General features: G+C 41.1%; 20 protein-coding genes. 5 read left to right on the top strand and 15 right to left on the bottom strand.

The annotated features are described in order from the left end of the window. Window positions 1–2 precede the first annotated feature (2 nt). Window positions 3–440 carry an aspartyl protease family protein gene (locus R2S08_RS26715; RefSeq protein ID WP_316837986.1) on the bottom strand — a complete coding sequence of 146 codons (438 nt, stop codon included), beginning with the start codon at window positions 438–440 and terminating at the stop codon, window positions 3–5. Between the two features lie 4 nt (window positions 441–444). Beyond that, the gene (gene mdh, locus R2S08_RS26710; RefSeq protein WP_316837985.1) at window positions 445–1383 is read right to left on the bottom strand and encodes a malate dehydrogenase; all 939 of its coding nucleotides are present in this window, start codon (window positions 1381–1383) and stop codon (window positions 445–447) included. A gap of 155 nt (window positions 1384–1538) precedes the next feature. On the opposite strand from mdh, the gene R2S08_RS26705 reads away from it, so the two are divergent. The 4 genes from R2S08_RS26705 to R2S08_RS26690 all read left to right on the top strand — a co-directional run bounded on the left by R2S08_RS26705 (window position 1539) and on the right by R2S08_RS26690 (window position 8038). Continuing rightward, entirely contained in the window at window positions 1539–2021 is a 483-nt protein-coding gene (locus R2S08_RS26705; RefSeq protein WP_316837984.1) for a lipocalin family protein, read from the top strand. 124 nt (window positions 2022–2145) lie between these two features. After that, window positions 2146–6579, top strand: a complete 4434-nt coding sequence (gene dnaE, locus R2S08_RS26700; protein WP_316837983.1) for a DNA polymerase III subunit alpha — start codon at window positions 2146–2148, stop codon at window positions 6577–6579. Window positions 6580–6719: 140 nt separating this feature from the next. Then, a complete protein-coding gene (gene trxA, locus R2S08_RS26695) occupies window positions 6720–7037 on the top strand; it encodes a thioredoxin (protein WP_108552243.1) in 318 nt (105 codons plus the stop codon). 80 nt (window positions 7038–7117) lie between these two features. Next, the gene (locus R2S08_RS26690; protein ID WP_316837982.1) at window positions 7118–8038 is read left to right on the top strand and encodes a DUF58 domain-containing protein; all 921 of its coding nucleotides are present in this window, start codon (window positions 7118–7120) and stop codon (window positions 8036–8038) included. Here the strand turns inward: R2S08_RS26690 and R2S08_RS26685 are convergent. The 13 genes from R2S08_RS26685 to R2S08_RS26625 all read right to left on the bottom strand — a co-directional run bounded on the left by R2S08_RS26685 (window position 8035) and on the right by R2S08_RS26625 (window position 20102). Continuing rightward, window positions 8035–8484 carry a hypothetical protein gene (locus R2S08_RS26685; protein WP_316837981.1) on the bottom strand — a complete coding sequence of 150 codons (450 nt, stop codon included), beginning with the start codon at window positions 8482–8484 and terminating at the stop codon, window positions 8035–8037. The genes R2S08_RS26690 and R2S08_RS26685 overlap by 4 nt on opposite strands. Before the next feature lie 37 nt (window positions 8485–8521). Continuing rightward, window positions 8522–9040 (bottom strand): hypothetical protein, encoded by a 519-nt coding sequence (locus R2S08_RS26680; protein ID WP_316837980.1) that lies wholly within the window; start codon window positions 9038–9040, stop codon window positions 8522–8524. A gap of 34 nt (window positions 9041–9074) precedes the next feature. After that, on the bottom strand, window positions 9075–9635 hold the full coding sequence (locus tag R2S08_RS26675; RefSeq protein ID WP_133778780.1) for an RNA polymerase sigma factor: 561 nt from the start codon (window positions 9633–9635) through the stop codon (window positions 9075–9077). Window positions 9636–9638: 3 nt separating this feature from the next. Further along, window positions 9639–10595 carry a transketolase family protein gene (locus R2S08_RS26670; protein WP_316837979.1) on the bottom strand — a complete coding sequence of 319 codons (957 nt, stop codon included), beginning with the start codon at window positions 10593–10595 and terminating at the stop codon, window positions 9639–9641. Window positions 10596–10646: 51 nt separating this feature from the next. Next, entirely contained in the window at window positions 10647–11513 is an 867-nt protein-coding gene (locus R2S08_RS26665; protein WP_255564637.1) for a transketolase, read from the bottom strand. A gap of 426 nt (window positions 11514–11939) precedes the next feature. Further along, window positions 11940–12314, bottom strand: a complete 375-nt coding sequence (locus R2S08_RS26660) for a hypothetical protein (protein WP_316837978.1) — start codon at window positions 12312–12314, stop codon at window positions 11940–11942. Window positions 12315–12345: 31 nt separating this feature from the next. Then, entirely contained in the window at window positions 12346–14739 is a 2394-nt protein-coding gene (locus R2S08_RS26655) for an ABC transporter permease (RefSeq protein ID WP_316837977.1), read from the bottom strand. 89 nt (window positions 14740–14828) lie between these two features. Beyond that, window positions 14829–16010, bottom strand: a complete 1182-nt coding sequence (locus R2S08_RS26650) for a M56 family metallopeptidase (RefSeq protein WP_316837976.1) — start codon at window positions 16008–16010, stop codon at window positions 14829–14831. Window positions 16011–16022: 12 nt separating this feature from the next. Then, complete coding sequence (locus R2S08_RS26645; protein WP_316837975.1) at window positions 16023–16430, bottom strand: BlaI/MecI/CopY family transcriptional regulator; 408 nt, start codon at window positions 16428–16430, stop codon at window positions 16023–16025. A gap of 297 nt (window positions 16431–16727) precedes the next feature. Further along, on the bottom strand, window positions 16728–17189 hold the full coding sequence (gene bcp, locus R2S08_RS26640; RefSeq protein ID WP_316837974.1) for a thioredoxin-dependent thiol peroxidase: 462 nt from the start codon (window positions 17187–17189) through the stop codon (window positions 16728–16730). A gap of 7 nt (window positions 17190–17196) precedes the next feature. Then, on the bottom strand, window positions 17197–18921 hold the full coding sequence (locus R2S08_RS26635; RefSeq protein WP_316837973.1) for a M23 family metallopeptidase: 1725 nt from the start codon (window positions 18919–18921) through the stop codon (window positions 17197–17199). A 5-nt stretch (window positions 18922–18926) separates the two neighbouring features. After that, entirely contained in the window at window positions 18927–19538 is a 612-nt protein-coding gene (locus R2S08_RS26630; RefSeq protein WP_133778772.1) for a fumarylacetoacetate hydrolase family protein, read from the bottom strand. Window positions 19539–19676: 138 nt separating this feature from the next. Further along, window positions 19677–20102, bottom strand: coding sequence for a T9SS type A sorting domain-containing protein (locus tag R2S08_RS26625; RefSeq protein WP_316837972.1), 426 nt, complete (start codon window positions 20100–20102; stop codon window positions 19677–19679). Between the two features lie 280 nt (window positions 20103–20382). On the opposite strand from R2S08_RS26625, the gene R2S08_RS26620 reads away from it, so the two are divergent. Continuing rightward, a complete protein-coding gene (locus R2S08_RS26620) occupies window positions 20383–22335 on the top strand; it encodes a KUP/HAK/KT family potassium transporter (RefSeq protein WP_316837971.1) in 1953 nt (650 codons plus the stop codon). Window positions 22336–22345 lie beyond the last annotated feature (10 nt).

Raw genomic sequence — 22345 nt, 5'->3', positions numbered from 1 at the left:
TTTTATTTATACAGTTTTAACTGTAGTTTCTTGTAATTAATAACCGCTTTATGCTGGAACAGGATATCGCCGCCAATAATGGCTGCAATAACCGGATGTCCCATTTGCTGATAAGTGGCGTTGACGCTGTCGAGATCCAGGCCTACTGCAGTGTATTTCTTTAATTTAAGTCCATTTAGTTTTAAAACTGGAATGGTTGCCATTAAAGTACTTGACGTACTGAACAGGGTGGTTGCGTAATTTTCATCTGTATTTTCCTGTGAAACTTCAAGGTCATCAGACAGGTGCTTTTCCAGTAATGTTTTGTCAAATACGGATCTCGATGCCCCTGTATCAAGGACAGCCAGGTGGGATTCGCCAAAAACAACAATTTCCATCAAAAGATGGAAACCGTCGTCTTGTAAATTGATCAATTTCAAAGGAACATGTATCGCCCTCATGTACTTAGATCAGTTTCATTTCTGCTAAAACATTATTCATATTCCTTACTGCATCTGCACTTTTGTTAAAAGCGGCTTGTTCAGTTTCGTTGAGTTTATAGTCGATAATGGATTCCCACCCGTTGCGGCCAATCACCACAGGAACGCCAAGACAGATATCTTTCTGGCCATATTCTCCATCTAAGGCAACACAGCAGGTAAATAATTTCTTTTCATCGCGGACGATGCTTTCTACCAAAGCAGCTCCTGCTGCCCCGGGTGCATACCAGGCCGAAGTGCCCAATAATCCGGTTAGGGTTGCGCCGCCTACCATAGTATCGGCAGCCACTTTATCTAAAATGGTTTGATCCAGTAATTCTGTTACTGGCAAACTCTGATAGGTTGCAAAACGGGTCAGGGGGATCATTGTCGTATCGCCATGGCCACCAATAACGAAACCCTGAAGATCGTTTGCGCTGCAGTTGAGTGCGGTGCTCAGGTAATATTTAAAACGGGCACTATCTAAAGCTCCACCCATTCCAATAATTCTATGTTTAGGAATCCCCAGGGATTTTAAAGACAAATAGGTCATGGTATCCATTGGGTTGCTGATCACAATGATGATGGCCTCAGGGGAATATTTCAGGATGTTTTCGGCTACACCTTTCACAATACCTGCATTAATGCCAATAAGTTCCTCGCGGGTCATCCCGGGTTTACGGGGCAGACCTGAAGTGATGACGGCAACGGCTGATCCGGCAGTTTTACTGTAGTCGGCTGTTACACCTGTAATTTTGGTATCGAAACCCAGAAGTGCAGCTGTTTGCATCATATCGATCGCTTTGCCTTCTGCAAAGCCTTCTTTAATATCTAAAAGTACAAGTTCACGTGCCAGCTCTTTTCTTGCAATATTATCAGCACAAGTGGCGCCAACGGCTCCTGCTCCTACAACAGTTATCTTCATAGTCGTATACGTTTATATTGGAAATTCCATTAATATGTGAACAAGTTATACAATTACTGCTTTATAAAAAATGCTTTTTAAAACTTTATGATTCCTTGGGGGTTTTATGATAAAGAATTTACATTTGCTTAATACTATAGAAACGAGAACTTGATATGGACAATATACCTGTTGAAAAAGTAGATGTGCTCTCTTATGCTGGAAAGTGGTACTCACTTTGCTCCATCCCAACGTTCCTGGATAAGCACTGGAGGCAAACGATCGAGACTTATGTGATCCATCCAGACGGGTATTATGCGGTATTTACCACCTACAAAGTTATTGGAGAGCTAAAGCAAAAATATATCCGCTCTAAGTTGTTTACGATAAGAGGTACTGGTAACGCCATTTATAAGGCTCAGTTTGTTTGGCCTTTTAAAGTAGACTATTGGGTCATTGAACTGGCAGAAGATTATTCTTATGTGGTGATTGGGCATCCTAAGCATAAATATTTGTTTATTATGGCAAGGAAGCCACAGCTTGATGAGCAATTGCTTAATGATATTATTGCCCGCTGCAAGGAGAAAGGGTATGATACCACTAAACTGGTTTCACAGGAGCATAAATCTGCGGCGAAACAAAAGTTAGCTGTTCATTAAAAACGAAAAAATCAGCAGCTTAGAAAATTAGGAATTTATTCGGTCATTAGCATTCGGAACATTTAAAAAATCCGTAATTTTGGTTATTCTTTTTTTTTAAGCGAGAATCCTTAATTACCCCCATATGTATTTGATTTTTGATACCGAGACGACTGGTTTACCAGGTAATTTTAATGCGCCCATTACCAATACCGATAACTGGCCGCGTTGTATACAGATTGCCTGGCAACTCCATGATGAGTTTGGGGTACTGATAGAAAATCAAGATTATCTGGTTAAACCAAAGGGGTTTAATATTCCCTATGATGCCGAACGTATCCACGGAATTTCTACGGAACTGGCAGAAGAGCAAGGGATAGAACTTGAAGAGGTTCTTGCAAAATTTAATATCGCCTTATCCAAAGCGGAATTTGTAGTAGGTCAGAACGTTGGTTTTGACGTCAATATTATGGGTTGTGAGTTTTACCGCTATGGCGTAGAAAACCGGCTGGCAGAAATGCCGGTATTGGATACTTGTACAGAAGTTACGGCCGAACTACTAAAACTGCCAGGGGGAAGGGGAGGCAGATTTAAATTGCCAAACCTGACTGAATTGCACCAGTATCTTTTTGGTGAACCCTTTGCCGAAGCACATAATGCTACCGCCGACGTTGAAGCGACGACCAGGTGTTTCCTGCAGTTGTTGAAAATTGATGGATTTAAACCAGAACAACTCAAAAGGGATTCGGATTATGTAAGGGCTTTTAAAGAACGTAATCCTGGGGTTATTCCAACAACAGGATTAAAACATATCAACCTTAAGGCTGCTTCTGAGGAAATTCGCGAGCGCCTTAAAAAGGCAGAGGGTGGTGGTCTGTCCAGACAAGCCCTGAAGGAAAATCAGGAGGAATTGAAAAATGCAGTATTTGCGCATTTACATAACCACACGCAGTTTTCCGTATTACAGTCTACCATCAATATTCCTGATCTGATCAAAGCTGCAGCTGCAGATAAAATGCCTGCAGTGGCCATGACTGATCATGCCAATATGATGGGGGCCTTTCACTTTGTGAATCAGGTTCTGAATTACAATAAAGGCGCAGAGGCCAGGAATCAGGCTGCTGTAGAGAAGGGGGAGGAACCGGTAGATGTGATTCTAAAGCCAATTGTAGGTTGTGAGTTCTTTGTGTGTGAAGACCACCTGGACAAGAGCCGCAAAGACAATGGTTTCCAGATTGTATTAATGGCTAAGAATAAAAAAGGCTATCACAATCTGGCCAAAATGTCTTCTATTGCTTATACCAAAGGCTTTTATTATGTGCCGAGGATAGACAGAAAGGTAATTGAAGCATATAAGGAAGATATTCTGGTTCTTTCGGGAAACTTGTACGGAGAGATTCCAAGTAAACTCTTAAACGTGGGTGAAAAACAAGCGGAAGAAGCTTTGCTCTGGTGGAAAGAACAATTTAAAGATGATTTTTATATAGAGGTTCTGCGTCACAACCAGGATGACGAAAATATTGTGAATAAATCACTGATCAGTCTGGCTAAAAAACACGATGTAAAGCTGATCGCAACAAATAATACGTATTACATCAATAAAAAAGACGCCAACGCCCATGATATTTTATTGTGTGTAAAAGATGGTGAAAAGCAGGCTACACCTATAGGACGCGGGCGTGGTTACCGTTATGGTCTGCCCAATCAGGAATATTATTTTAAGTCTGGTGAAGAGATGAAAGCACTCTTTGCAGATCTTCCTGAAGCGATCCTCAATATTGGGGAGATTGTAGATAAGATAGAAATTTATAAGCTGGCCAGAGAGGTACTCTTACCCAAATTTGGTATTCCTGAACAATTTCTTGTTGCGGAGGATGAAACGGATGGTGGAAAAAGAGGGGAGAATAAATATCTTGCGCACCTGACTTATGTAGGGGCTGAAAAACGGTACGGAGAAATTACACCCGACATTAAAGAGCGCCTTGACTTTGAGTTGCAGACCATTGAGAAAACGGGATATCCGGGGTATTTCCTTATTGTGCAGGATTTTATTGCTGAAGCAAGAAATCTGGATGTATCTGTTGGACCGGGAAGGGGTTCTGCTGCGGGTTCTGCAGTGGCTTATTGTCTGGGGATCACCAATATTGACCCGATCAAATATGATTTGCTTTTTGAGCGTTTCCTGAACCCGGATAGGGTATCTATGCCCGATATTGATATTGACTTTGATGATGAGGGCCGTGGAAGGGTTATGGACTATGTAATTAAGAAATATGGGGCCAATCAGGTTGCCCAGATTATTACTTATGGAACCATGGCAGCCAAGTCTTCCATCAGGGACACAGCAAGGGTATTGGATTTACCGCTGTTTGAGGCAGATAAGATTGCTAAGCTGATCCCGAATATGAAGTTGGCCAAAATCTTTAACCTGGATGAGAAGAACCTGAAAGAAGCGCTTAGGGCGGATGAGTATGAAAAGGTAGTAGAACTTAAGGCTATGGCCGGATCAAAGGATCTGAGTGCCGAAACCATACAGCAAGCAAAAATATTAGAAGGTTCTTTGAGGAATACAGGTATTCATGCCTGCGGAGTGATTATTACACCGGATGACATTACCAACTTCGTTCCGGTTGCTACGGCAAAAGATTCAGATTTGTATGTAACCCAGTTTGATAACTCGGTAGTGGAAAGTGCTGGATTACTGAAAATGGACTTTTTGGGTTTAAAGACCCTGACATTGATCAAGGATACGGTAAAACTGGTGAAACTGAGGAGTGGTATTGAGTTGAATCCGGATGAAATTCCGATTGATGATGTTAAAACCTACGAACTTTTCCAGCGTGGGGAAACCATAGGGATATTTCAGTACGAGAGTAACGGGATGCAAAAATACATGAAGGAGCTTAAGCCAACCGTATTTGCCGATCTTATTGCGATGAATGCTTTGTACCGTCCGGGACCACTGGAATATATTCCAAGTTTCGTTCGCCGGAAGAACGGGGAAGAGGAAATCAAATATGATTTGGATGCTTGCGAGGAATATTTGAAGGAGACCTATGGAATTACGGTTTACCAGGAACAGGTGATGCTTTTATCACAAAAACTTGCTGGATTTACTAAAGGTGAGGCCGATGTTTTGCGTAAAGCCATGGGTAAGAAGCAGAAGGATGTTTTGGACAAGATGAAGCCGAAATTTGTAACCCAGGCGGCAGAAAAGGGACATGCACCGCAGGTGCTGGAGAAGATCTGGAAGGACTGGGAAGCTTTTGCTTCTTATGCCTTTAATAAATCACACTCTACCTGTTATGCCTGGATTGCTTATCAGACTGCTTATTTGAAGGCACATTATCCCGCAGAATATATGGCGGCGGTACTGTCCAACAACATGAGTGATATTAAGCAGGTGGCATTTTTTATGGAAGAATGCCGGCAAATGAACGTTCAGGTACTTGGGCCGGATGTAAATGAATCTGATATTAAGTTCTCGGTAAATGATCGTGGTGAGGTCCGTTTTGGACTGTCTGGTGTGAAGGGGGTAGGAGAGAAAGCGGTAGAGAGTATCATTGAAGAAAGGGCAGAAAAGGGTCACTTTGTCAGTATTTATGATTTTGCAAAACGTTCCAACACCAGGACTGTGAATAAGAAGGCTTATGAGAGTTTTGTGTACAGCGGGGCATTTGATAGTTTCGGGTTCCACCGGGCACAGTATTTTCATGTGGGGATCAACGACAAGTTGAACGGGATAGAGAAACTGATCAAATACGCAAATGATTTTCAGAACAACGGAGCTTCGTCACAATCCTCACTTTTTGGTGGTTCCATTGCAGATTTGATTATGGAACCTCCTTTACCGGTTGCTCCGGAATGGGGATTGATTGACCGCCTCAAGTATGAAAAGGATGCTATAGGGATCTTTTTAAGTGGACATCCCCTGGATAATTATAAGTTTGAACTGCAGAATTTCTGTCAGCATTCCGTGAAACATTTGAGTATTATCAATAAAATCAGGACCGGAGATACAAATGAGGAGGTGTTAGCAGAATTTGAGGCCCTTAAAAACAGGGAACTGGTGGTTGGTGGTTTGGTGGTAATAGCCGCTCAGCGAATGACCAAGACTGGTAAACCTTTTGGAACAATTGTTTTTGAGGACTATGACGACAGTTGCGAGCTGGCGCTTTTTGGAGAGGATTTTATTAAGTTCAAACAATTCCTGACCGATGGTTACTTCCTGCAGATCAGGGGACGAGTTGGTGAGCGTTTTAGGAAGGAAGGGGACTGGGAGTTTAAAATTACTTCGATAGCCCTGCTTTCTGATCTGAGGGATAAGCTGGCCAAATCACTAACTATACAAATTCCAATTGAAGGGATTAATGCAGCTTTTTTAAGCTCTATACATGAAATTATTGAAGATAATAAGGCCAGTACAGATCAGCAAAACTGTAAACTTAATTTTGCCGTATATGATAGGGAACAGAATATTCAACTGGATTTGCCTTCAAAATCGTTAAAAATAAACCCGAATAACCATTTTCTGGAACAGTTAACCGGTTTGAATGTTGTCAATTATAAGTTGAACTAATGTCATTTTGACATTACAAGTGTAATGGCATTAGTATTGATTATATCTTTGTAATCACAAGGGCAACAATAAGTTCAAATGTTTCTACTCATTCTAGCTCTAAGTAAGTAAATAAGAATCAATTAAATAAAATAGAAATTATGGCTTTAGAAATCACAGATGCAAACTTCGAGGAAGTTGTATTGAAATCTGATAAACCCGTTTTAGTAGACTTTTGGGCAGAATGGTGTGGTCCGTGTCGTATGGTAGGTCCCGTTGTTGATGAGATCTCGAAAGAATATGAAGGAAAAGCGATCGTGGGTAAAGTGAACGTGGATAACAACCCTCAGATCTCCACACAATTTGGAATTCGTAACATCCCTGCTTTATTGTTCTTCAAAGGTGGAGAAGTAGTGGATAAACAAGTAGGTGCAGTACCAAAATCTGTACTTGCAGGAAAATTAGATAAACAATTGTAATTACAATCTGATATATTTGAAAGCGTCTGTGTTTTGCAGACGCTTTTTTTATGCAGGTATATTTTTACTAGATTTATAAGATGTCATCGCAACTCGACCCTGAGAACTTAAATACCCTGGATAACCTGGAACTGTTGGCCAGACAGGTTGTAGAAGGTTTTATTACCGGTTTGCATAAGAGCCCCTTTCATGGGTTTTCGGTTGAGTTTGCAGAACACCGGGCCTATAATCCCGGAGATAATGTTAAAAATATAGATTGGAAGCTTTTTGCGAAGACAGATAAATTGTACAGCAAGCGGTATGAGGAGGAAACAAATTTGCGCTGTCAGTTTGTAATAGATGTTTCTTCATCTATGTATTTCCCTGATGCAAAATTGAACAAACTTCGCTTTTCGGTACAGGCAGTTGCAGCGCTGATCTTTCTTTTAAGACGGCAGCGAGATGCTTTTGGTTTGAGCCTGTTTACAGATCAGGTGATCCTGAATACCCCGGCGAAGTCTACAGGAATGCACCAGAAGTATTTGTTTGCTGAACTGGAGGGTATATTGCAGCATGATCAGGTCAATGTGCCAACAGATCTGGCGGTTGCTTTGCACCAGGTGGCTGAATTGATTCACAAAAGGTCGCTGGTGGTGGTATTTAGCGATATGCTCCAGACCATCCGGCAGGAAGATCAACTGGAGGCTGTATTTGCTTCATTACAGCATTTAAAGTTCAATAAACATGAGGTAGTCCTGTTTAATGTAACAGATAGATCTAAAGAAATTTCTTTTGAATTTGAGAATAAACCTTACGAGTTTATTGACATGGAGACAGGAGCATCTTTAAAACTACACCCCTCCAAAGTCAGAGAAGGTTATTTGGAACAGATGCGGATCTACCGGCAGCAGATTCAATTAAAATGTGCGCAATATAAGATTGACTGGATAGATGCAGATCTGGCAGAGGGGTTTATTCCGGTATTGCAGGCTTACCTGATTAAAAGGCAAAAAATGGGTTAATCCCGCTTTTTGCCGTCGCGATAGCGGTTGAGTAATTCCCTTTTAAAGGTTTCCTGGGCTCTGTAGTATTTTCCAACTGTTTTTATAGGGAGTACCGATTTTAACTGATAGTAGTATTTCTTCTCAATGTTCAGTGCTTTTTGTTTAAAGTTGAGTTCACTGGTTAATAGCGACTCTACCTGGTTGTCAGAAAGATCATCGATTTCATTTGTTTTTCTAAAGCTGATCATTTTTTCGGCACGCTCTGCCCTTAATGCTGCCTGCTCCTTCTGCCAGTTGTTATAAATTGGCCAGAAAGCTTTGGATTCTTCGGGTGTAAGTTCGAGTTTACTGGTCAAATAGGCCACTTTGTAAGACTCAATGTCATTGCTTCTTTCATTTTGACGCTGTGCTGAAGCAAATTGGCCAAGGCAGATTAAAAAAGTCAATACGATGAGGTTTTTCATGTTCTTGTAGTTTTACTCAAATTATACTTCTGTCTTTTTAAAGATTGGAAGCAATGTCGTTTTGAGAATAGTTATTTAAAATATAATCTTCCAATTCTTTTTCTGAAGCATTGGTGGTTGTTTTCGTGTCTTTGTTGGCTTGAATATGATCAATAATCATTTGTTCATCAATGTCAAACAAGGTTTGCTCGGTGGCCATATCTGCAGATTTTACCGAAGGAATACTGCGGTGATTGTTTAGGTACAGACCAAAGGCACTTATCAAAACAAAACAGGCGGCAGATGCATATTTGATGATGTCTGAGCGCCATAAACGGAATAGGCCAGCTTCTTTCTTTGGTTTAACCGTCGTGGTCTTTTCTTTGATTCTTGCTTCCAGCTGTTCAAAATAAGAAACAGGAACACTGAAGCCTTCCCCATTGGAAAGATCCTTTAACTTTTCCATTGATACCTTCGTCTGAATTCTTTCCGTAAGCTGGTCAAAATAATGCTCAGGTACAGAAAAGCCCGGCTGTTTTACCTTTACTTTCAACTTATCTTCTATTTCATCATTCATAACAGTTATATGGATAGATTAAATGCCAAAAGGTTTAAAATGAAATATCATCATTTAATAAGAAAGTTTCAATTTTCTTTGCTGCGATGTGAAATGAGGCTTTTAAGGCTCCTACACTTGTGCCCAGGATTTCTGATATTTCTTCATATTTTAAATCATCAAAGTACTTCATGTTAAAAACAAGCCGCTGTTTTTCCGGTAAGGTTAGTAAAGCTTGCTGCAGTTTAAGTTGCAATTTATCACCGTTGAAATAGGCAGATTCCACGAGGCTGTCTGCAAGTTCTTCAGAAACTTCATCTAAAGGGGTATTGTTTCTCTGTTTCTTTTTGTTCAGAAAAGTAATGGATTCGTTGGTCGCGATTCTATAGATCCAAGTGTATAGCTGGGAATCACTTCTAAACTTTTCAAGGTTTCGCCAGACTTTAATAAATACGTCCTGAACCAGATCGTCGGTGTCATCATGATCAATCACCAGGCGGCGAATGTGCCAGTATATCTTTTGTTGATATTTAGATAAAAGCAGGTTAAAGGCTTCACTTCGGGTTTTCTCGTTTGAGAACTTCTCCAGTATTTCTGCGTCTTCAACCTGCTTCATGTATTATTTCTTTCTTTTGATCACTTTTTGAGCAGCTTCAACAATATTTACAGTGTCTAAACCGTATTTTGTCATGAGCTGATCTGGTGTACCACTTTCTCCGAAACTGTCATTTACAGCAACAAACTCTTGCGGTGTTGGTAATTCTGTAGACAATAAACGCGCCACACTTTCTCCAAGACCACCAAATTTATTGTGTTCTTCTGCGGTAACCACGCAGCCTGTCTTCTTAATAGATTTCAGAATCGCTTCTTCGTCAAGCGGCTTAATGGTGTGGATGTTGATGATCTCTGCATCGATGCCCAGTTCAGCCAGTTTCTCTCCGGCTTCGATGGCTTTCCAAACCATATGACCGGTAGCGATAATGGTTACATCTGTGCCTTCGTTTACCATCCAGGCTTTACCGATTTCGAATTTTTGATCAGGATCGGTGAATACAGGGATGACCGGGCGTCCAAAACGTAAATATACCGGACCTTCATACTCTGCAATGGCAATGGTTGCGGCTTTGGTCTGGTTGTAATCGCAGGTATTGATCACTGTCATTCCTGGTAACATTTTCATCAGACCTATATCTTCCAGGATCTGGTGTGTTGCTCCATCTTCTCCTAGTGTTAGGCCGGCGTGTGAAGCACAGATCTTTACATTTTTGTTAGAGTAAGCAACCGATTGGCGGATCTGATCATAAACACGACCGGTAGAGAAGTTGGCAAAGGTTCCGGTAAAAGGAATTTTACCGCCAATAGTTAATCCGGCAGCGATCCCAATCATGTTGGCTTCTGCAATACCAATCTGGAAAAAACGTTCAGGAAATTCTTTGATAAAGGCTTCCATTTTTAAAGAGCCTACAAGGTCAGCACATAGTGCAACGACCTCCGGGTTTTTTCTTCCAGCTTCAAGAAGTCCGGCCCCGAATCCGGAACGGGTATCTTTTTTTTCTGTATATGTATACTTTTTCACGTTCTTAAGTGTTTTTAAAGGTGTCCAAACCTGCGCTGCAGGCTTTCATTCTTAATAATCTTTTAGGGTACTGTGTAATTGGGCAAGGGCAGCGGCCAGTTGCTCGTCATTAGGGGCAACGCCATGCCATTTGTGTGATCCCATCATGAAATCAACACCTGCACCCATTTGAGTACTCATTAAGTTTAAGATTGGTTTGCCTTTTCCTGTTAAGGTTTTAGCATAATGCAAAGCTTTCACGATGGATTCCATATCGTTTCCATCAGACTCAATAACATGCCATCCGAAAGCTTCGAATTTGGCTTGGAGGTTTTCTAGGGACAATACTTTTTCTGTTGGACCATCAATCTGTTGCCCGTTATAATCGATGGAAGCAATTAAATTGTCAACTTTATTGTGCGGGGCATACATAATGGCTTCCCAGTTTTGTCCTTCCTGTAGTTCTCCGTCACCATGCAAAGTATATACAATAGAGTGGTCTTTATTGAGTTTTTTAGCTTGTGCTGCTCCTATAGCAACAGACATGCCCTGGCCTAATGAACCTGAGGCAATTCGGATTCCCGGAAGGTGCTCATGGGTTGTAGGGTGACCCTGCAACCTCGAGTTTAATTTTCTGAAAGTTGCCAGTTCGCTTACTTCAAAATAACCTGATCTGGCTAATACGCTATAAAAAACAGGGGAGATATGACCGTTAGAAAGAAAAAACAGATCTTCACCTTTACCATCCATTGTAAAATCAGTAGAATGATTCATCACTTCAAAATACAGTGCGGTCATGAAATCTGCGCATCCTAATGATCCACCTGGGTGTCCGGATTGACATCCGTGAACCATTCTTACAATATCCCTCCTTACTTGAGAAGCAATATCCTCTAATTCATTGATTGTATGTTTCATTAAATATGGAAATGTGTTAATACGAGCAAATGTAATTATTTACTTGTTTAACACGGTAGTTATGTCAAAAATACATCTTCATTTGAATTTTATACTATAAATTTTGATGAATTTAAATAAATGTCATATTGACGTATAATAGAGGAGGAATTATGTTTTATAAAGTTGCAGAATGGTGTAGTTTAATTACGGGATATAAAGGATGGAGAGGTGTATTGTTTCGGAAAATTCTGTACATCTGCTTCAAGGCTAACGATGTTAGGGGGCTGAATTATGTCGGAAAATTCTGTACATCTGCTTCAAGGCTAACGATATCAGGCGGGCTGAAGAAGCCCGCAGATCTCTGAGGCCTTTCCGCAGTGTACGAGAATTTTCCGTAGCAAATTGCAGAGGGAGGAGGCCAGGTGAGGAGGCAGAGATCTGCGGGACAGGCAGCGTTTCAGAATATCAGGTTTTGCTCTTTAGGTATTTGCTAAATTGTTCAGGGGAAAGAATCGTCTTAAGGCTTTCGTCAAAGGCATGTTGATTAGCCGCCATTGCATCTTTTTTCTCTTTTTCTGAGCCTTTGCCCATACGAATCTCATCCACTGATTTGGCATTACCCATGTAGGCATTAAATACCTTTTTGGTGGTGGATTGATCTAAATTTAGTGACTTCTGCAGCTTTTGAGCGAATGCCCTGGATCGCAATATGGCATCTTTAGGCATCTGCCATTGATTGCCAACTTTAATCGGTTTTTCGCCAGTTGTTTCAGTCTGGGCATTCACGTGTGTACTAATAAGAGCTAAAAGTGCGAAACTCCATAGAATTACTTTTTTCATAATTATTGGTTTTTAAGGATTAAATGATAAATTATTCTTTTCGAAGGGATTGAATAGGGGTTGCGCGTGCTGTCTTAACTGCCTGGTAGCTTACGGTCAACAAGGCAATAAACATGGTTACTAATCCTGCCATAGCAAACCGCCACCAGGATAGGTTCACCCTATAAGGGAAATGCTCCAGCCAGTTATGCATGACCAGCCAAGCCAGAGGGATAGCCAGCAAAAAGGAGATCAGTATCAGACCTGAGAACTCTCTGCACAACATCAAAGCCAGCGAACTGACGGAAGCACCCAGGACTTTACGAATTCCAAACTCCTTTTCCCGTTTTTTTGCTGTCAGCATGGCCAGGCCAAACAGACCGGTACTGGAGATAAAAATAGCGAGTCCGGCTGCAAAGGTCATGATCTGTTTCCACCGCTCTTCCGATCGGTAACTGTTGTGGTTGGATTCCTGACGGAACTGGTACTCAAAGGGATGTTCCGGATTCAGATGATGAAACACGCTTTCCAGCTCCGCTAAAGTCTGTGAACTGTTTTCAGGGCGGATTCTGATGATCATCTCCCCTAAAGGTAGTGAAGGTTCCCCGGTAAAGATCATCGGCTGAATCCTTTCCTTTAAAGACTCGTTATGATAATCCTTTACTACTCCAATGACGACCATTTTCCGGTTCCCCCATCCCGGAAGGTTCATGTAATCAATAGTCTGGCCAATGGGATCTTTCCAGCCAACCTTTCTAACCAGGGTTTGATTGACCAGTACTGAAGACAAAGAATCTGAGCCAAATAAGGAAGAGAAGTTTCGGCCGCGCATAATTATTGCACCAAGTACCGAAAGATAGTTTTCATTTACATGTTCATAAGTGGCTGTAAACTCTTTACCAGCAGCCTGTGTTTTGCCTCCAAAATGTCCGATATTTTTATAGCCGGCTCCGCTTACTCCTGGGATTCTGGAAAATGCTGCTTTGTAGCGCTCCATCAATGACCGGCTTCTGATGCCCTCTGCTATTTTTACGCTCAGAAGGTTTTGGTCTGGATAGCCAACCGGGGTCTTGGTTAACAGGTTAAATTGCGCATAAATGAACAGGGTAGAAATGATGAGAAAAGTGGCCAGCGCAAATTGAAAGACTACCAGACTTTTGGTTAGCTCATTCTTTCCGATCACCCCTGTCTTACCCGCCAGCGCATTTACTGGTGCCAAGGACGAAAGTACCAGTGCCGGATAAAAACCGGCGGCGAATCCAGTACTCAGGAACAAGAGTACAAAGGCTGTCACTAACTTCCAGTTCCAAAGATCATGCAGGCTAATGTTTTTATCACATAAACTGTTAAAGACAGGCAAGACTGTGCCGGCTAAAAATAAGGCTAATATAAACGCCAGCAGACAGGTCAGCATCGACTCGCTTAAAAACTGGATGGTTAACTGCCTTCGGCTGCTTCCAATAACCTTTCGCATGCCAATTTCTTTGCTTCTTTTCACCGATTGGACAATGGTTAGGTTGATGAAATTGATACAGGCAATGATCAGGGTAAATAGCGCAACTCCTCCTAGAATATAAGAATACACCGGGTCGCTGGCAGCAGGTGCTCCTTCGTAATCTGTATTTAGGTGCATACGGGTCAGTGGTTGTAAACCCCACTTGAAATGGTTTCCATATCCAGCCAAATGGTTTAGATCGATCTCCTCTTTAGCGTTAGAGCTATAGATTTTGTCCATTTTACGTTCCACCTGGGAAATATTTGCACCCTGCGAAAGCAAAAAATAGGTTGGGAAGGACACCCACATCCATCCGTTATCCGGATATGCAAACTGAAAATACGAGAAAGGAAGGAGCAGACTGAACTGAATGCTGGAGTTTTGCGGCGCTGATTTGGCCACTCCTGAGATTTTAAAAAGTTCAAATTTTCCATTAACCTCCACTTCTATAGACTGGCCCAGGGCAGCTGCGGCTGATCCAAAGTATTTTTTTGCGATCAGTTCGTTTAGGACCATGGAGTGTTGATCTTTTAGCACGGTACGGGGATCACCTGTAAGCAACGGAAAGGTGAAAACTTTAAAAAAGCTTTCATCTACCCAACTGATTTGTTCAGTGCTTATCTGGTGGTTATTTCTTAGTACAGTCTCCCTGGTGTTTACGCGGGTATACTCGAGTATTTCAGGAATACTTTGTTTAAAGGCTGGCCCTTGCACCAAGGCTGCAATGGCGAATTTTTTACTTGTTCCGTCCTGCTCACTGCGCAGGCAGGTGAGTTGATAAATTTGCGCTTGATGCCGATGAAAGCGGTCAAAACTCAACTCGTTGGTGATGTACAGTAAGATCAGCATGCAGCAGGCAAGGCCAATACTTAAGCCTAATATATTGATCAATGAAAGTATAAGTTGCTTATGCAGGTTTCTGACCGCGATCTTAAAATAATTCCTAAACATGATTTGATATTTGAAAAAATGAGGCAATAGCTGGCCAGGGACACCGATCTGGTGTGCGTGGGAAGCGGATAAAAGTTTAAGGTTAGGGATTAGGGAGCTATTTCCCTCTTACTGCCTGCGGTATTATGGACAGCATACGGCCTCGTTCGGCGTATGGCATCAGTTTCGGCTCTTTTTTTGTCTTCGTGGGCCTTACGATTGGCCTCTGCGCTAGGTTTTCCCACCGATACAGGGACTTTGACTAGGAATTGTACTTGATTCCTTGGGCCAAGCACCATCGCTAATGTACCTATAGTTAAGAGCAGCGCAATGACCAGAAGGTCCAGTTTCCCGGGCGAATTTTTTTTCCCTTTTAGAAGTCTTTCCATTCTGGCCGGCATCCTGGCACTTGCGCCTGAAAAGGCCAAACTCAATTTGTCCTGTTGCTGACGGTATTGTTCAAAATATACCATTGCGCCCATGAGATCGACCGGACTATTTAAATGTTGAACTGCTATATCGTCACAACAATTCTCACGTTCAGACCTGATCAGAGAGGACAACCACCAAATTGCGGGATTAAAAAACAACAGCGTTTCCATAAGTATCTGAATCAGATTGATCAGGCCATCTTTGCGACGGATATGTGCCAGCTCATGTAAAAGGATGGCTTCTACCTGAGCCTGGTTCAGTGCTGTAATCAATCCAACTGGAATCAGTATTAAAGGTTTAAGATAACCGATCACTACCGGCACTTGCGCAATTCCGGATTCCAGCAAATTTACGGTATGCCGCAGCCCCAGACTTGCGCACAATTCTTGCATCCGTTGTTGCCAGAATTTACTTACCGGAGCTATACGAACCATTTTCATGCGCTGGAGGACATAAAAGCCTAGTGATAGCCGGCAAATTTGTACAATAACGGCAAGCATCCAGAACATCGTGATAAGGCCGGCATGTTCATGAACGTATTTTAAGGAAAAGTTCAGATTTTGCCAAAGTAGTGCAGGAAAATTCTTTGAATCTGAAGCATGCAGACCTGGCAAATTGAAATCACGGACGGGAACAGTATAGAGTTCCAGGATAAAAGTTAAAGCGACTACCAAAGTAAATAATAGTAAAGTCGACGTCAAAAGACGGTAACGCCATATCGCGGTGGTCCGTTTCGTCAAATGAAGAATCATTGCCACCAGAATCACCAGCACCATTCCCTGCCATAGATTGTGCAGGAGCGTGTGGGTAATTGCCTCTGCCATATTTTCAGGCATATAACTGCTGATGATCTTTTCCATTTTTTTATCGTATTAATGGTTGTTTTTCCGCTCTGCCTCCTCTAGCAGGGCTCTCATTTTAGCCAGTTCTTCTTTCGTTGTTTTTTTATTGCCCACCAGCTGTGTCACCAAACTGCTGGCCGATCCTTTATATAAAGTATCCAGAAATTTATCCAGTAAATGCGCCTTCGTTTTTTTCTCCTCTTCCACTACATGATACACATGCTGCATTTTACGTTCGTCGCGTTTTAAAATTCCTTTATCCACCATCAATTGCATAAGCTTTAGTGTTGCAGTGTAATTCAATTCCCGGATCTTATTGATTTCCTGCATCACAGCACGTACAGGTAATGGTCCATGCTCCCATAAGATTGTTAAAATTTCCAACTCCGCTTTGGTCGGTTCTATTTTCTTTGATTTTTCCGGTTGATTGATTTCCATATATAAACCTACAAATAAATTTGTACCTACAAAAATATTTGTAGGTTTATTTTCTGAATTTAACTTTATTTAACATGGAAGCCGAGAATTGGCAGCAAAGAATATCTGCAACATTCGATCAGGTGTTAGAAGCGGGTAGAAGGAGAAAATGAAACGGGCATTGCTGTTCTATTGCAGAAGAGGGCAAGGTAGATTTTTTATCTAAATGCAGAGGCAAATGCGCTGATGCCGTTTAAATTGATCAGGAAAGAAATTTAGTTATACACTAGCGGCCTAAATTCCTTTCCGTTAATAGGTTTATTTTAGTAGTTCCAAAACCTGCGCGGTGGCATTTTTGGTGTCTACTTTTTCAATGATATGCGTAATGATACCTTGTTCGTCGATCAGGAAGGTTTTACGTGCGATACCCATGTATTTCTTTCCATACATGTTTTTTTCTACCCAAACGCCATAAGCCTCAACGATTTTTTTATCTGTGTCAGCCACCAGGGTAAATGGCAGGCTATGTTTGGTGACGAACTTTTGATGTGATTTTTCATCATCTACGCTGACACCAAGAACCACGATTCCTTTTGCCGTTAAGCCCTGATAATTATCCCTGAAATCACAGGCTTCTGCTGTACAACCAGGGGTATCATCTTTTGGATAGAAATATAAGACTACTTTTTTTCCTGTAAACTGAGACAGGGACACAGCAGCGCCATTTTGGTCTGTTGATGTAAATTCAGGGGCTTTCTGGCCTTCTTTTAATTCGCTCATAGGATTGTTATTTGTAATAATCAATAGTTAGGGTTTTAACGTTGTTCTTTACATCGTCAACAACCAGTTTTAAGGTATGTTTGCCGGAACTGCCGGTTTGGTCATTAAAGCTATGCCATAAGGTAGCCGTTTTGGCATCGAATTCCATAAGAGCCCACTTTCCATCAATATAGCCGTTAAAGCTTTTGATTCCGGAAAGGTTATCTCTTATTTTAAAAGTCATTTTACTAATCCCCTTCATACTTTGCCCATTGGAAACATTGACGGGAACTATGGTTGGAGCAATAGTGTCGATAGAGATGAAATAGCTTCCAAAACTTCTCGGTTTCGCTTTAACATAGCCGTTTTCAAAATAACCTCCCTGAGAAGATCTGCCAGTGTTGACGATTACAGCTTTGTCTTTATACTTGTTCAAACTGGAATCGGCCTTGATCCATAATTCAAACCCTGTGTGTAATGGGGTGAGGGTGTTATGGATTTGATAAACAGCAGAATATGCATTTACCGCAGGTCTTGCATGTTCTGCATAGATAAAGTTCAGGTCGTTGTAGAGGTTTCCCGCAGGAATGATCACCTTGATCTGGTTGTTGTTGAATTCGTTAACTTGATTGTAGGGAAAAAGAGTGCCTGCCGGAAGGGTTTTTGAAGCTATAGTTGCTTTGCTGTCTCCCAGAACATTAAAAGCAAGGACACTTTGATTCCCTTTTGCATCTGTAATGGTGTATTTGAGTGCATAAGTCTTTCCTTCTTCGAACTCAATTCTTCCGTTGTTAACCAGGTTGAAATAGATTCCCATAGGGTTACCGGGATCAACGAAGCTTTTTTGAATGGTACGTTTGGTGTTCAAAAATGCAGGAAAGTCGATATGGGAATTTACGGCTTTGCTATTTTCGAATTTAAAACGCTCCAAAGCGGAAGTGTATACTGGTTTCCCATCTACTTCCAGTTCTATAGAATACACGCCATTGGTACCTGATGCCCCATTGTGTTTATCCGTTACCGTAATTCCGAATCCAACTTCTCCACCGAGGTGAATGGTACTGACCTGGTTCAAATGATATTTTCCGGCACCGCCACCCACCTGGAAATACTGCTTTGGTGTGAACTCGTTAAAGGCTTGTTTATTCAGGCGATAAATATACATCGCATAGATGACCGGCGGAATATTATCCGGGATGTCCAGGCCGAAGAGTTGTGGGTTTATGGTTGCCTCTGTTTTGGTATCTCTTATTTCAAAATGGAGGTGTGGACCACCTGAACTACCCCGGTTTCCAGACCAGGCAATCAGATCTCCTTTACGAACAGGAATCAGAGTGGCTGCCGGAAATTCATCTATTTCGAAAGATTTCTTCTCATATTGTATTTTTTCAACCTGCTGCGCTATTTTAGGATTGAAGCGTTGAAGGTGTCCGTATACCGTGGTGTAGCCATTAGGATGATTGATATAAAGCGCCTGCCCAAAACCACTATTTTGTACACGAATCCGGGAAACGTATCCGTCAGCTACCGCATATACCGGATAACCCTCGCGCTGGTTGGTGCGATAGTCCATACCGGAATGAAAATGGTTAGGCCTGATTTCTCCAAATGACCCTGCAAGGGCGGGAGGCGTAATGTCCAGCGGTGGATGGAAATCAAATTGCGGATATTTGTTGCCGCTAAAGATTTGCTGTCCGTTGGCGAAAAAGGAACTCAGTATAAAGTAAAGGAGTACGGCGTAAGGTCTGAACATTAAAATTATTTTATATGGAAATTAAGTAATTGTTCTCCGGCAAGCCAGGCTTCAAGATGATCACCAGCGTGGACTTGTCCAACACCCTCTGGGGTCCCGGTAAAGATCAGGTCTCCTTTTTTCAAAGTAATGTATTGTGAAACGAAGGCTATTATTTTTTCAAACGGGAAGAGCAGATTTTTAGTATCTCCATTTTGACGTGTTTCTTTGTTGATTTGTAGTTCGAATTGCAGATCATATAGATTTTCAAACTTTGATTTGGGTACAAAGCTGCTAATGGCAGCAGAGTTATCAAAGGCCTTGGCAAGTTCCCAGGGTAATCCTTTTTCTTTGTGCTGGCTTTGGATATCGCGTGCTGTGAAGTCTATACCTAAACCCACTTCTTCGAAATAATTGGCTGCGAACTTTTCTTGAATATGTTTGCCTTCTTTGCAGATCTTTAAGACAATTTCCAATTCGTAATGGATGTCTGAAGAAAATTCCGGAAGGTAAAAAGGTTTGTTATCTTTCAGAACAGCCGTATCTGGTTTCATGAAAATAACCGGAACAGAGGGGATGGGATTATTCAATTCTTTAGCGTGAGCGGCATAATTGCGGCCAATAGCAATAACTTTCATTGGAATATAAATTTGTTTTTCATCTGTAATGAAGCTATCAGGAGTTTCATTCTTTACTTTTTGAGGGTAAACTCATGATGGTTTCATACGGAAATGGTGTTGTTAAAGGAAGTAAAAGTAGTAAAGAATAGCTGAAAACTATAAAACGGAGATTCGTTTTACGCTGGTTTCCGCACCTGCAACAATCCGAAGGAAATAAATTCCACTGTTTAAGCGGTTAGGAATTGTAAAGCTCTTGGTAATTTCTCCAGATGGGGAACGTTCGTTCATGAGTGTAATTACCTCATTACCCAAAAGGTCCATAACTTTAATAGAAAGATTGGTTTCGCGTTCCAGTTTTAAACTTACATTGATCTGGTCATCCACAGGATTTGGATAAACTTTAAGTACGGTAAGTATTTTATCAGATTTGGAAGCTGCGGTTTTGCTGCTCATCAGCAGGCTGTTGTAAGGAATAAAATCAAAAACAGGTCTGTAGGACTGTATATTTGTTTTGATTTGAGGGGTTTTATTGACCTTTTTTACCTTGCTGTTGTAATAGATACTGTCCGATTTCTGAGCCATAGCATCCATGCTGCACATTATACCAATGCAGGTAATGCAAGAGACGTATACACAGAGCGTTATTTTGGACAGTTTATTCATATCTAGTAGCAGCAAAAATATAAATTATAAAACAAAAAAATCAAATATTTTGTTTAGAAAAGAAACATTTAACAATATTTAACAGATTTTAACGTATCTCAAATTTAACTGTTTGTAACTTGTTGATTTTCAGTCATTAAATTATAAGCGTGAATATAGCGTTTTATATCTGTTAATTCCGAATCTGATTTATATACACGTGTCGAATAAAAAAAACTTAAATAATCTATCCTTTGCTGGATTACTCATCAGTTTAGGGATAGTCTATGGTGACATTGGTACGTCACCTTTATATACGCTTCGTGCAATCTTTAATACAGTTGATGATGCAGGGCAGGCCATTACTCCAATGGTGGTACTGGGTGCTTTATCTTGTATCATCTGGACCCTCACCCTTCAAACGACTATTAAATATGTTGTCATCACACTTCGGGCAGACAACAAAGGAGAGGGAGGAATATTTTCTTTGTATTCTTTGGTTCGTAAGAAGGCAAAATGGCTGGTTATTCCTGCTATGATCGGAGGCTGTGCTTTATTAGCCGACGGGATCATTACTCCAAGTATTACGGTAACTACAGCTATTGAAGGTTTGCAGATGAAGTTTCCATGGTTCCAGGTAATTCCGGTGGTCTTGGGTATCATTGTCGTTTTATTTGTTATCCAGCAATTTGGAACCAGCACAGTTGGTAAATTATTTGGTCCAATCATGTTCCTCTGGTTTGCAACACTGGGTTTTTTGGGTATTATTTTTGTAGTTCAGGACCTTTCAATCATCAGGGCCTTAAATCCGTATTATGCTTATCATTTATTGGCTACGAATCCTAAAGCGCTTGTCATTCTTGGTGGGGTATTTCTCTGTACGACAGGAGCAGAAGCCCTGTATTCTGACCTTGGACATTGTGGCAAACAGAATATCCACATCAGCTGGATCTTTGTTAAAACGACATTGGTGCTGAATTACCTTGGACAAGGAGTTTGGTTACTTCAGCACCCAAGCTATAATGCGACACAGAATCCGTTTTATCAGATTGTTCCCGATTCTTATTTATTGCCGATGGTTGCCCTGGCAACTATCGCGGCGGTTATTGCCAGCCAGGCTATGATCACTGGATCTTTTACATTAATAGCAGAGGCAGTTCGGTTAAATCTTTGGCCAAAAGTACGGATCAATTATCCAAGTAACCAGAAGGGACAGATTTATGTTCCTTCCATCAACTGGCTGCTTTGTGCGGGTTGTATTATGGTGGTCTTGATCTTTAAGAAATCTATTCATATGGAGGGAGCGTATGGATTGGCTATTAACCTGACTTTCCTGTCTACTACGATTTTAGTAGCCGTGTACATGCTGATGAAGAAAGTTCCTGGCTACCTGATCGCCATTTTTGTACTGGTCTATGGTTTATTAGAACTGGCTTTCCTTGCCGGTAACATGACCAAATTCCTGCATGGAGGTTTTGTAACCTTGTTTATTGGGGCCACTATTTTTACCGTGATGTGGAGTTGGTTTATTGCCAGAAAGATCAAGAACAGATTTGTTAAATATGTAGAGATTGAAGATTATTATGAAATTATAGACGAATTAAGCAGGGATGAATCCGTTCCAAAATACTCTTCTCAATTGGTTTACCTCACCAGTGCAAATTTTAAAACGGAGATAGAATCTAAGATCATCTATTCTATTATACAGAAGGAACCGAAACGGGCAGATATTTACTGGCTGGTGCATGTTGATGTGGTAGATGAACCTTTTACCAGTGACTATAAGGTTGAATTCCTGATTCCCGGAAAATTGATCCGCATTGATTTTAAACTTGGATTTCGTGTAGAGCAGAAAGTCAATTTATTATACAGAAAAGTGGTAGAGGAGTTGGTGAAAAACGGAGAAGTGGATATCACAAGCCAGTATACTTCGTTGAAAAGACATAAAATTGCAGGTGATTTCAGATTTGTATTACTGGAAAAACATTTGTCTAAATTTACTTCATTGAGTTTTTATGAGCAGTCTGTTCTTTATTATTATTTCATTCTGAAAAGACTAAGTCTGTCTGAAGAACGTGGTTTTGGTTTGGATTCCAGCTATGTGGACGTGGAAAAAGTTCCATTGATCTTTGTTCCAACAGATGATATAGAACTGAACAGATTGTCTGTATAAAAAAGAAGAG

The sequence above is a fragment of the Pedobacter nutrimenti genome, from assembly GCF_032678445.1.
Classification (GTDB): domain Bacteria; phylum Bacteroidota; class Bacteroidia; order Sphingobacteriales; family Sphingobacteriaceae; genus Pedobacter; species Pedobacter nutrimenti_A.
This window is presented reverse-complemented; position numbering and strand designations above follow the sequence as displayed.